General features: G+C 47.5%; 10 protein-coding genes and 1 tRNA gene. 5 read left to right on the top strand and 6 right to left on the bottom strand.

What is annotated here, in order from left to right; all coding sequences use genetic code 11:
* Positions 1-388: 388 nt before the first annotated feature.
* The 5 genes from ACO0KV_RS13080 (at position 389) to ACO0KV_RS13060 (ending at position 7,465) form a co-directional block, all read left to right on the top strand.
* Positions 389-2,263, top strand: coding sequence for a beta strand repeat-containing protein (locus ACO0KV_RS13080; RefSeq protein ID WP_423042972.1), 1,875 nt, complete (start codon positions 389-391; stop codon positions 2,261-2,263).
* On the top strand, positions 2,241-3,257 hold the full coding sequence (locus tag ACO0KV_RS13075) for an ice-binding family protein (RefSeq protein WP_423042971.1): 1,017 nt from the start codon (positions 2,241-2,243) through the stop codon (positions 3,255-3,257). Before ACO0KV_RS13080 ends, ACO0KV_RS13075 begins: the two co-directional genes overlap by 23 nt.
* Before the next feature lie 102 nt (positions 3,258-3,359).
* On the top strand, positions 3,360-4,505 hold the full coding sequence (locus ACO0KV_RS13070) for an OmpA family protein (protein WP_423042970.1): 1,146 nt from the start codon (positions 3,360-3,362) through the stop codon (positions 4,503-4,505).
* 128 nt (positions 4,506-4,633) lie between these two features.
* Positions 4,634-5,527 carry a YihY/virulence factor BrkB family protein gene (locus ACO0KV_RS13065; protein WP_423042969.1) on the top strand — a complete coding sequence of 298 codons (894 nt, stop codon included), beginning with the start codon at positions 4,634-4,636 and terminating at the stop codon, positions 5,525-5,527.
* 282 nt (positions 5,528-5,809) lie between these two features.
* Positions 5,810-7,465, top strand: coding sequence for a methyl-accepting chemotaxis protein (locus ACO0KV_RS13060; RefSeq protein ID WP_423042968.1), 1,656 nt, complete (start codon positions 5,810-5,812; stop codon positions 7,463-7,465).
* Positions 7,466-7,598: 133 nt separating this feature from the next.
* Here ACO0KV_RS13060 and ACO0KV_RS13055 read toward each other — a convergent pair whose 3' ends face one another.
* The 6 genes from ACO0KV_RS13055 to ACO0KV_RS13030 form a co-directional block, all read right to left on the bottom strand.
* Positions 7,599-8,168, bottom strand: coding sequence for a sterol desaturase family protein (locus ACO0KV_RS13055; RefSeq protein WP_423042967.1), 570 nt, complete (start codon positions 8,166-8,168; stop codon positions 7,599-7,601).
* A 332-nt stretch (positions 8,169-8,500) separates the two neighbouring features.
* Positions 8,501-9,868 carry a DUF3422 family protein gene (locus ACO0KV_RS13050; RefSeq protein ID WP_423042966.1) on the bottom strand — a complete coding sequence of 456 codons (1,368 nt, stop codon included), beginning with the start codon at positions 9,866-9,868 and terminating at the stop codon, positions 8,501-8,503.
* A 307-nt stretch (positions 9,869-10,175) separates the two neighbouring features.
* Entirely contained in the window at positions 10,176-10,511 is a 336-nt protein-coding gene (locus ACO0KV_RS13045; protein WP_423042965.1) for a hypothetical protein, read from the bottom strand.
* A gap of 50 nt (positions 10,512-10,561) precedes the next feature.
* Positions 10,562-11,293 carry a DUF4852 domain-containing protein gene (locus ACO0KV_RS13040; RefSeq protein ID WP_423042964.1) on the bottom strand — a complete coding sequence of 244 codons (732 nt, stop codon included), beginning with the start codon at positions 11,291-11,293 and terminating at the stop codon, positions 10,562-10,564.
* 52 nt (positions 11,294-11,345) lie between these two features.
* Positions 11,346-12,155 (bottom strand): hypothetical protein, encoded by an 810-nt coding sequence (locus ACO0KV_RS13035; protein WP_423042963.1) that lies wholly within the window; start codon positions 12,153-12,155, stop codon positions 11,346-11,348.
* Between the two features lie 359 nt (positions 12,156-12,514).
* Positions 12,515-12,610: transfer RNA gene (locus ACO0KV_RS13030), tRNA-Sec, on the bottom strand.
* Between the last annotated feature and the right edge of the window lie 20 nt (positions 12,611-12,630).

Here is a 12,630-nt window from a genome sequence, read left to right as displayed (position 1 = left end):
TCAAACTACCTAAAAGAGAGATAAAGAAATGCTAACGCAAATTCCCAAAAAGAATAGAAAGATTGTTTTAGGAATGATGAAAGAGTGTTACAGCAAGGTGTAGCGTCAAAGTGATGAATCAAGCGAGTGAATTGACATTGTGCAGATGAAATTCTGCAAGGATATCTTTGGTCAATTCCGTTAATAAATAGCTAAATCAATATAGCAATTAAGACCCGCAGAAATATAGATTACCGATGGCTACTCGTTGTCGGCAACACCGAACAGATGTTCGTCTCCAAGCAAGCGTAAATAACTAACGTGGCAAATTAACAGTCGCACTCATTGATTGCATCACGCGGCTAAAGTAAAAATTTCATTCACGGATTCAATCGGAAAAGAGCAGAAAATGAACATACTACAACGCTATTATAAGTCGCTTAATTACCTATTCGCAGTTCTCATAACAACGCTCATAACAACCTTAGTTGCGGGCTGCGGAGGCGGAGGAGGAACAAGTCAAAATCCAATTTTAGGCCTACCTGCGGCCGCACTGGCGAGCGTCACTGTCATGCCATTAACGGCGACGGTTGCGATTGGCGGAGCACAACAATTCGTGGCTACTGCAACGTATAGCGATGGTTCTTCGCGCGATGTGACAGCCACATCAACCTGGACATCTGGCACGACAACTGTCGGCACGGTCAACGGCGTTTCTGGTATGACTAACGGCGTCAGCAGTGGGTCTACGATCATTACTGCCAGCTTTGGTGGCTTGCATGGATCAGCGACGCTGACCGTCTCTCCCGCGTTTCTAGTATCGATGTCGGTCGTTCCAGCTACGCCTGCAATTGCGATTGCGGCCACCCAACAATTCACTGCCATGGGTACTTTTTCCGATGGTACAACCAGTGACATCACGGCAGTTTCCGTTTTTACTTCTGGATCCCCCAGCATTGCGACGACGACAGCGGCGGGTCTCGCAACTGGCGTCTTAGCAGGGACATCAGTCATTACTGCAAGCTCTGGTACTAAAACTGGTACAGCAACCTTGACGGTAACACCGGCAACGCTCTTATCCATTGCGATGACGCCATTGAATCCCGTTTTGAAAATTGCGACGACACAACAGTTCTCTATTACTGCAAGTTATTCTGATGGAACAACAAGTGATGTGACTGCTTCCACCGTATTTACTTCTGCGACACCAACGATCGCAAGTTTTGTATCAGCAAATGGCATGGTAACGGCTGTGGCAGCTGGTTCGTCGGTTGTCACAGGAACTGTGTTGGGAAAATCAGCCAACACCACTGTAACAGTCAGCCCGGCAACACTCACTTCAATCGCAGTCACCCCTGCAACAGCAACTATAGCGGTGGGAAGCGTCAAACAATTTATTGCTACCGGCAATTATTCTGACGGCAGCAGTGCCAACATTACTACCACGGTCAATTGGACATCAGGAACAACAAGTGTCGCTCTTGTTTTACCTAGCGGTGTCGCCAACGGGCTCTCCGGCGGCACATCCACTATCACGGCAGCTCAAGGAGGCTTGACGGGTACAGCGTCGCTCACCGTCACCGCGCAACCCGCAGCGTTGATTTCAATTTCGGTAACCCCGCCATCGGCAACGATTGCCATTGCAGCTACGCAGGCATATACAGCGACAGGTAATTACTCGGATGGGTCCAGCAGCAACATCACTAATTCAGTGACATGGTCCTCAGGTACAACGACTGTCGCAACCATCGTCTCTAGTGGCATCGCGACGGGCGTCGCTGGTGGCATCGCGACGGGCGTCGCTGGTGGCACATCCACCATAACTGCAACATCGAATGGAAAATCAGGCACGGCAGGCTTAACAGTCCAGGCAGGACCAGTGTTAAATGCCATTAACGTGACACCGGCAACTGCCTCTGTCACTATTGGCGCAACACAAAGTTTTATTGCTACTGGTATCTACTCAAATGGCGCCAGTGCTGATATCACAAACAGCGTTACCTGGACATCAGGTACGAATGCCATTGCAACTGTCCAATCGAACGGCGTTGCAACTGGCGTGTCGGCAGGAACGTCGGGCATCGCCGCGATCTTGGGATCAAGTTCGGGTACTGCACTACTGACGGTCCTACCAGCACTTCCGGCAGCGACAGTGACATCCATTGCAGTTACCCCAGCCTTAGCAACGATTGCAATCGGTGGTGCGCAGACATTTATTGCAAAAGCGACCTATTCCGATGGTACGGTCGTCGATGTAAGTCTTGTCGCTGCGTGGACGTGCTAATCCACAGATTGCCACTGTCGTCTCAGGTGGCGCCTCCAGTGGGCTTACCAACGGCATCTCTGGCGGATCCTCTGTGATCACGGCTAGTCTTAGCGGTAAATCTGGAACGGCGACATTGACCGTGACGCCAGCAATCACCTTATCCAGTATTGCCATGACTCCGCTCAACCCTACCGGGCTGGTTGGATCACTGCAGCAGTTTAACGCCATCGGTACTTACTCGAACGGAACGACAAACAACATTACGACCACAGTGACATGGGCATCAAGCGTGACGTCGGTAGCAAGTATTTTACCGTCTGGACAAGCATCAGCCATCGCACCTGGGGTGACAAATATTTCTGCCACACAGGGCGCTCAAAATGCGACAACAACCTATACGGTGACGGCGGCTCCGGCGAGCGTTAATCTTGGTACTGCGGCTAATTTCGCTGTCTTAGCGGGCACCTCGATTACCAATAATTCTGGCGGGATTACCTTAGTCACGGGCGACGTCGGATCTCCTTCACAAACGGTACCACCTGTGCAAACCGCAGGCTTCACTAACTACACGTCAGGAGCAATTCTCACAACGGCACTAGCCGACTTACAGATCGCAATTACCAATGCGAACGCACTTCCATGTACAGTCAGTTCTGCAGGCGGGATTGATTTAGGTGGTCAAACATTGCCACCAGGAGTTTATTGCTACGCTGGAGCAATAACGATTACCGGTACATTTACGATGAATGGTTCTGGCTCTTATGTCTTCCGCACTGGTTCTACCCTCAATAGTGTCGCTAATTCTGCGGTTGCGTTGACAGGTGGTGCAAATGCAGAAAACGTCTTCTGGGTACCAGTCTCAGCAGCCACACTCGGTGCTAACAGTGCGTTCCAAGGAAGTATCCTGATGCAGTCTGCGGCGATCACCATGGGAGACACGGCGACACTACAAAACGGACGCGTCTTGTCAGGTAGCGCCGTAACACTGAAAAACAACGTCATTTCTCGCTAGTCGATATGTAAAAAATAGGAGGGGCTCGCCCCTCTTTCGCGTCAATCATTCCACCATCGAGAACGGACCTTGATGTCGGCCGTTCCCAAGGAGAAAAATATAATGTCTTCAAAAAAATATAGCGTTTTAAGCCTGATCACTGGCTTGCTGCTCGTCAGTCAAGGTTCTCATGCTGAAGCACCATGGACAAACCCTGATTGGGCAGACTGGTCTAACTCAGCCTGGTATGCAGGTGCAGGCGTTGGACGCTCTGCCGCTACCATTGACCAAGACAGGATCACGGCAAGCTTGATAGAAAATGGTGCCAGTAGCGTGATGTTCAATAGTTCGGAACATGACACGGCTTACAAGCTCATGCTCGGTAAGCAAATGAATCAATACTTTGCCATTGAGGGTGGTTATTTTGATCTCGGAAAGTTTAGTTTTAATGCGACGACGATACCTGCTGGCACTCTGAATGGAACGGCAAATTTCAGAGGGCTGAATGTTGATGTGATTGGTTTCTTACCGATCACTGAACGCTTCTCAGTTTTTGGGCTCATTGGGGCAAATTATGCGAGAGCAAATGTCCATTTTACGGGGAACCGCCTCAATGCGGTAACGAATCCAAATCCAACAGAAACAAAACTCAATCCCAAATTTGGACTCGGACTGGAATATAAATTAACCGAAGCCTTATCGCTTCGCGGGGAAGTAGAGCGATATCGCGTCAATGATGCAGTTAACAATCGCGGAGATGTCAATTTTTATTCGATCAATCTCATCTATAAATTTGGCCAGCCAACTTCCCGCCCAGCACCGCCAATGGCAAGAGTAGAACCGCCTGTCAACGTGCCGCCAGCTGCCATCGTGCGGACTGTACCACCACCGCCGCCACCACCAACGCCGACCTCTGAGAAAGTAACCTTCAGTGCAGAAACATTGTTTGATTTTGATAAGTCCATCGTCAAACAAGAAGGAAAAGTTGCACTCATCGATTTATTAAAAAAATTAGAAGGCATGGATACCGAAGTCATGGTGACCGTGGGTCATACCGATTCAATCGGCACCGAAGAATACAACCAAAAATTATCAATGAGACGTGCTGAAGCAGTGAAATCCTATCTCGTTCTTTCTGGTGTTGACGCGTCACGGATCTACACCGAAGGAAAAGGTAAAACTCAACCGATTGCTGATAATAAAACATCAGAAGGTCGTGCACAGAATCGTCGTGTGACTGTGGAAGTGATCGGCTCAAGAAAGCAATAAGAACGGCAAGACGGATACTTTTCAGTTATCAGTGCCGCGTATCCGTCTACTTTTCTTCAATAATTTTTACCCTGTTAATTCATTGGTGTACTCAGACGAATCTTCCCTCTTATTCAACCTAGTACGCAATGACTCTTCACCAACTCTGGAATTTAATCAAAGCCGCCACCTCGTCCTGGATCGACGATTATGCTCAATCCATGGGTGCGGCACTGGCTTACTACACCTTATTTTCGATTGCCCCCTTACTATTAATTGTGATCGCTATTGCTGGTCAAATTTTTGGTATCGAGGCCGCCCGTGGCGAGATCGTCTCGCAATTGCGAGGATTGATGGGAAATCAGGGAGCACAAGCAGTACAGGCCTTGCTAGAAAGCGTTCGCGAACCAGCGGGCAATTTTATTGCGATGACAGTTGGCGGACTGATTTTACTCATCGGTGCGACCTCTGTGTTTGGCGAACTACAGGATGCACTCGATCGTATTTGGCGCGCGCCAAAACGAGATAAAGATGGTATTTGGCACGTCGTGAGATCACGCATTCTTTCCATCGGCATGATCTTGGGTATCGGATTTTTACTCATGGTATCGTTAGTAGCGAGTGCAGCACTGGCTGCGTTAAGTAAATTGTGGGGTCCTCTTTTTTCAGGCTGGGAAGTCCTCGCCAATCTCATTGATATTGTCGTCAGTTTCACTTTTTCCACAACACTATTCGCTATGATTTACAAAGTGATGCCACGCGTTAACGTCGCGTGGTCTGACGTCTGGATTGGCGCGGCAGTGACTGCATTGCTGTTTACGGTAGGTAAATTCCTGATTGGTCTCTACATCGGAAAAAGCGGACTCGCCTCAGGATTTGGTGCGGCTGGTTCGTTAGTCGTTCTTCTTGTCTGGGTGTATTACTCGGCACAGATATTTTTGATGGGTGCAGAATTCACATGGATTTACGCGTTGACCTTTGGCTCCCATCAAAAACAACTCGCCGAAAAAGAAAGTGACGATCAACGGAGCCCCCCACAGTAATTATGTTCGATAACATACCGAAAGCGCGTTCACAGTCAGCTAGGATATGAATGGTTCCCAAAAATGGTCGATATTGATTCTCCAATAACGACCATGTCGCAGAGTTGCTGGGTTTAGGTGAACCTAGATAAATTAGTGCATACTGCGGCCTGCACCGACCTTAACAGTCATATTCAACAAAATTCGCAGCAAGCGCGACGAGACCAACTTCTCCGTTGACTTGCTTGCATCCTATTTGTAACGAAAATATTTCGTTCACAACATACTCTTTTCCAAGGTGCCATGATGAATTCTCATTTCGCAAATAGTCTGACCGTCAGGGCCAGGCTCAGGCTTGGGTTCGGCGTCATTTTGGCTTTGCTGTGCATTGTCACCATCATCGGTGTCGGCGAAGTCAATTCGATTGCCCGTGGACTCATTACTATTGGCGACTTCAATAGCGTCAAGCAGCGCTATGCCATTAATTTCCGAGGTAGTGTTCATGACCGCGCCATCGCCTTGCGCGACGTTGTGCTAGTGCCAACGGATCCTGAATTGCAACTGGTATTAGATCGAATGACGAGTCTCACTGCTGATTATGATAAATCAGCTGGACCACTCGATAAGCTGTTTACAGGTACGAAAGAAATTAGTCATGATGAAAAACAAATTCTGGCGAGTATAAAAGAAACCGAATCACGGACATTGCCATTGATTAAACAGGTGATTTCTCTGCGTAAGTCTGGCGATATTGATCAAGCAAAAATTTTGCTTCTCAACGATGCTAAACCTGCGTTTGTAGAATGGCTGTCACGTATCAATCAACTCATCGACTACGAAGAAAATTTAAATCGTGTCGAATCAACTTCGGCACGTTCAACAGCAAACGGATTTCAGACCTTAATGCTGGTCATGTGCCTTGGTGCAATCTTCTTTGGCGCCATCGTTGCAACCTTCATTGCTCGTACGATTACCAAGTCGATGGGTGGTGAACCAAGCGCTGCGAGCAACATTGCGCAGCATATTGCTGCTGGTGATTTAGCGGCTGAAATTCATATCGAAAGTAATGATCGCACTAGCGTGCTGGCGGCTATGAAAGAAATGCAAGCAAGCTTAGTCAAGATCGTGGGCGAGGTGCGAAGTACCACGGATGCTATCTACAACGGGTCAGCAGAAATCGCGTCGAGCAATCAAGATTTATCTCTTCGCACTGAGCAACAGGCATTAGTTTTAGAGAAGACGACGATCTCAATGACAGAACTGACCTCGACAGTAAAACAAAATGCGGACAATGCCAAACAGGCGAATTTGTTAGCCCTGTCGGCTTCGAGTGTCGCCGTTAAAGGCGGCGCGGTCGTCGAACGTGTCGTCCATACTATGGCGTCAATCAATACATCAGCCAAAAAAATCGTTGATATCATTGGCGTCATTGATGGCATCGCGTTTCAGACGAATATTCTGGCGTTGAATGCCGCGGTAGAAGCTGCACGTGCTGGCGATCAAGGTCGTGGCTTTGCCGTCGTCGCTAGTGAAGTTCGCAATCTGGCGCAAAGAAGTGCCGCTGCGGCCAAAGAAATTAAGGTCCTAATTGGCGATTCTGTCGAAAAAGTCGATATGGGAAGCAAACTGGTGACGGAAGCAGGCAGCACCATGGAAGAAATTGTAGTGAGCGTCAAAATGGTGACTGATATCATGGGTGAAATCATGTTGGCTAGCCAAGAACAGACTACGGGGATAGACCAAGTAGATAGAGCAATTAATGAAATAGATCAGGTGACCCAGCAAAACGCAGCGATGGTAGAGGAAGCGGCAAGTGCCGCATCCCATTTACAAACCTTAGCAACCACCTTATCTGCGCACGTGGCTATTTTTCAATTGAGTCAGACCTCCGACCATTCGGCACAACGTGTAGTGCGTAAGGCATCGGCCAACACAAAACCGATGTTAAAGTTGAAATAATACTGAAGCGGAAATCCAAACTAGAATAACCGCGAATGGGATCATTGCGATGTGGATTTTCCGCTTGAGATAAAATAATTTGTGCAAAAACACACTAACAACCGTCCTGCACAGACCCACATTGAATGGCTAATCAACGTTTGATCTTGACTGGCGTTTTTCGCTTGACGGTTGCGAAGACATGATCCCACAAGGAGCTACTGACTCCATAGTAGCAATCTGGTGCGACGCAATGATGTAAAGCATGCCATTGCTTTCTATTGACCAGCCAGCGATTGCGCCCCTTCCAATGATGCGTTGCATGATGGGTGATGATATACGTGGCATAACCGATGACGACGCCGAGTGTTACAGCGGTAGCATAAAATAAGGGCGCAGAAAACCACAATGGCAAAAAGATCAGAACCAGAATTAGTGATGCACTCACGCTCGTTGGTGTGCCAATGCTCGATTTGGGCTGTTGATGATGGCGCTGATGCCAGGTGCTAAATGGCTTCACGCCATGCAAAATGAAACGATGTGAAAGATACTCTACCGCACTGGCAATCACGATGCCTCCCACCACCAACATGAGACTCAACAGCCATTGATCTGACGGGCATATCACACACAGTTCGAGCGTCAATAATACGGTACTACAGCCATAAAATAAAAAATCGATAGCGATATCGCGACGACTTTGTTCTAACGAAAAAAAAGACATGCCCGCCTTTAAATAATTTATTCGCAACGTCATAGGCAGGTACATCAACGCCCTGCATCCAATTTGCATTCTGGATGCACGCGAATAAAATTACTGTTCGTCAACGTACAGATCCGACCATTGACGTGACTACGCCCTTGCGTTTTACAAAGCGCAGAAAGTGAGCAAGACCGACATGCTCATCAACATGGCAGCATTAAGAACAACATTCAAACAGCGGGAATCGACAACGTACATTTAGCAAGACGCGAACCGTATCTGGGTCATCAATAACGACTTTCTACCCCCCTTATACATCACGGCTCCCGATAATACGATCTGTAACGACGCACTCATTTTACCAAATGTGTCGATATCTTTTTATGCAAACGACGCAGGCCAAGCCAGACGCCAACAACGATGACAGGCAGTGCAATGCCAGTGAGAACATCGGGGTTGATTGACAAACCAGCGGCTTTGATTGCTTTACCAACGTAGCCAAGCAAACCAGTCATGTAATAGGATATCGCGACGACAGACAGGCCTTCAACTGATTGCTGAAGCAAGACCTGCTGCGCTGCACGCTTACTGAGGGATTGCAGGATTTGTCGGTTTTGCTGCTCCTGAACAATGCCAACCCGCGTGCGAAGCAAATCATTGGTTTGCGCAATACGTTCGGCCAGCGCAACTTGGCGGCGGCCGATGGATTGGCAGGTGTTCATTGCCGGGACTAAACGTCTATCCATAAATTCGCCAATGCTTGGCATGCCATGGAAATTGACCTCGCGAAGTTCTTCAATTCGCATCTGCACTAATTTGAAGTATGCTAGTGAAGCGGAGAAGCGGTAATTATTTTCCAGGGCAATCGCTTCTAGACGCGCTGCCAATGCAATGATTTTTTGGAGCAAAACTTGCTCGCCATCGACGTTGAGCGTCGTGTCTGCACTAGAAGAATGCTCGCCTTTGACCATTTCTTCGCACAAGTGTGATAATTCAGCTTCGATGATATTGAGTTCCGGTGCAGATTTTTGCGCGTTCGGCAGTCCAAGCAGCGCCATCATCCGATAGGTTTCGATCTCTAGCACGCGCTGTATCATTCTGCTGGCTTGGTGCTCTGTGAATTGCACGTCACACAAAACAAATCGGCTGAATCCGTCAGGATGAATCAGAAAGTCTGTCCAGACTTCGCCACCGGAGAGGACCTTGCTACCAACAAACATGGACTTGCCAAACAACGATTGCAGCTCTGCCTGCATGGTGGCATTGTCTGCTGAGCCCGCATGGAAAACCACGTGCGCCCCGACCATGACCTGCCCCTGCAAGCTCGCGAGCCATTCATGCGGGACCATCTCGATTGGCATTTGCTCAAACGCTTCTGCTATACCAGGCGCAATGTCGGTTTTTGCAATGGGCTTAGAAGCGAACGTATAGGTCGCAAATTCGGTATGCAATTCCCACTTCAAACGAAAACGTCCAAAGTCGTGATAGAAATATTTTGCCCCCAAACCCGGCGCAACAACACCAAAGTAACTGCATAAATGCACTAATAAAGCATGCTGTGCGTTCTGATGCTCAGCGAGTTCGTTGGAAGCGGACTTCGAATATACCGCCAGATGCGTAAGACACTCTGGTGCATTCAGTGGCATGAACGGCCGCGAGTGAACCTCAGCGGCAAGAGGGACGCGGAGTGCATTGTTTAAATCTGAAAAATTAAAATTCATCGCCAATTAAGCGCCTAGCAACGCTTCCAAAAATACTCATTTCTGAGCGTACTTCGAACAAAAAAACCAGTACTACTACGTAGCGATCAAACACTGTGCAAAAAATCTGTGGATCAACAACCGACACATCAAAGGAATCATACCAAATTCAGACGAAGTCATGACAATCTTCATCAATCACGCGAATCAAACGAATAACACGAATCACGCGATCACCACATCATTGATTGCTATTGTGCACATTTTAATTATCAAAAAAGAACAGCGTTCATGACAACGCTGTTCTTTATCGTGATGCATACAGTGTTTATTGCAGCGACAGCGGCTCGCCTGGCTTAACGCACTTAGGCAGTGAAGCACTAACGAATGAACTCAACATGCCGCAACGGTAGTTTTTTCCTTGGACGTTCGCTGCAAAATAAATCTGTGTTCCATTCATGGTGTTATCTTTTTGAATATCAGATACTTTGACCACTGACGTGGGTACACTGAACACCTTGGACGTTGCGGCGACGATTTCCTCTTCATTGGCGGTACCCAGTCCCATTTTTTGGGCGACGATCGGTGCGAACGAACATCCAGTCAGTAAGCTTGAGGTTGCCATCAGCATGACGACGGATGTTTTTTTGTAAAAACTGATCATAGTATTTCTCACTTTCATTGTTGCTATCTGTGCGCTTGATTAAAAAGTCGTTAAAAGAGTTCAGTGCCATTTTTGTCGACTAAAACAACTTTTAAGATTTGTGCCTTAACGTGATGCTGATCCAGCGTACTGTCTTGCGCGAACGCATAGATGAGCAAATCAAGAGGCTGACCTTGGCTGCGTTTTTCTTCGATGATGCGTGCTTTAGTTTCGTCATCAACTTTGAGCAACTTAAAATCATCACCATTGCTAAATTCAATACGGTAGTCATAGCCCCAACCAAAATTCACGTCATTAGTCAGCGTATGCTGAGGAAATGCTTTTGCCTGAAAGTCGTATTTATCGAGACGAAATTGATCCCATTTCACCTTGATGTAATTGACGCCTTTGGCATTCGCGATCTCCTGATCAATTTTTGGTTTGAGCGCTTTTTGAATATCCTGTTTTTTGAACTCATCGCTGGTAGCACGATAGTCTTGCGAGTAATTGAGCAATAACTTGTCGTAATCAACAGGCAGACTGCTCATGGCGTAATAGGTAAACATGACATCTTTATCACTGGTCAGCTCACGATATTGTGACAAGGGGGTTGCCGGATTTCCCTTTGGCAGTGCTTTGATCTTTGCCTGCTCTGCGGCTTGGGGGGAGGTCGCATCTGCCAGACTTGGTGCTTTATCGCTTTGTGCAGGTGCATTGGTGGTAGCATCATTTTTAGAGCACGCTGTCAACGCAGATACCAAGGTGATGATGCCCAACACGGTAGAGGAATAACGAAAATTCATACTATTTCCTTTTTTAATGGAAAAAAATAATTTAATAAAATGTGGGAATCATTCAGGCTTTGGCTGCCAAAAATCGTGTAATACCAACGAATGCAAGATAGAGGCTGGATAAAACCGACAAGTAGGCGCCCACGCCAACATGAATCGCCCCCATGGCAGCTTTCATCATTTCAGCCATCATCCCATTCATCATCTGAGTGGCCTGTGCACCGCCCCCCAATGCAGAAGAAATTTGTTGCGACGATTTAATACCATCCTCAATACCCAAGTAAAAAGACAGCACCACAAAGAGCATCATTAACAGTGGCAGGCAATTGCCCAAATGTGCTTTGGGGTCTTTCCAGATCTGATAAACAAAGGGACCCACTAGAGACACAAAGACCAAGAAACCGTACAAGCCTGTGTCGTTGCCACCGCCACTCTCGAGCGCTTGTAACATGCCGCCGCTACCGAGATTCAGAATCGTCAGTAGCTTCCAGAAGGTAATTTTGGCGGTGAGATATTGAGATGCCTGTACAGTCATCGTACTCAAAAAGAACCACGAAATCGCCAGCACCGCTGTTGCCACTAGTACGGGCATGCCAACACGGCTCACCAACTGATGAAGCGCTACTGTTCCTGTTTCTTTGGCCGCTTGCAGGGCTTTATCGGCCTGCTCTTTGGCCAGCTGACTTTCGCTGATGACGCTGATGGCGATGACTTTTTTAGTATCGTCAACGTCAAATTCAACAACGCTGTTGATGACAGGTGCGGTCTCTGATTTCCAGACGCCTTCGAGCTGAAACTCAAATTGATCACCTGCACAACCAATCAGGCCTGGCCCATTGTTGGTATCTCGCATAATACGACCACGTTTTTTCATGTCGTGTACCTTTGCTTTCTGTTGAAATATGAATTAAAGAGTGAATTCAAGCGCCATTAACGAGGAATGCACCATCGTTTTATGCCGCTGGGGAGGCTACTGTGAAGCAGCATCTGCAGTCCTATTCGTTGGTGAAATCAAAAACCGGAAAACAATTTTTAAAAAAAATGAATTATTTTTTAAAAGTGCGAAAAAGAAGAGGGAAGGAAGTGAGGTCTGAAATAAACTGTCGGTCCTGGTCATAACTGTATGACCTAGCCCAGCCTATCCCTTTCGCTCGTGCAGGACAGACGTGTCCCCTTGATGTGCGCTCAAATGAGCCATCAAATGGCAACATACGGCCTGTAACAAAAGGGATTTGGCGGAAGACAGTAAGAGTCGAACTTACGAGAGAATGATTGACATCCCCTGACGGGTTTGAAGCCCGCCCGCACCACCGGATACGTGTGCCTTCCATTTTGCGATTACCACGTTG

The organism is Undibacterium sp. RuRC25W (genome assembly GCF_049339825.1).
In the GTDB taxonomy this organism is placed as follows: Bacteria; Pseudomonadota; Gammaproteobacteria; order Burkholderiales; family Burkholderiaceae_D; genus Undibacterium.
The sequence above is the reverse complement of the archived record's forward strand: the minus strand, read 5'-3'. Positions and strand labels throughout refer to the sequence as shown.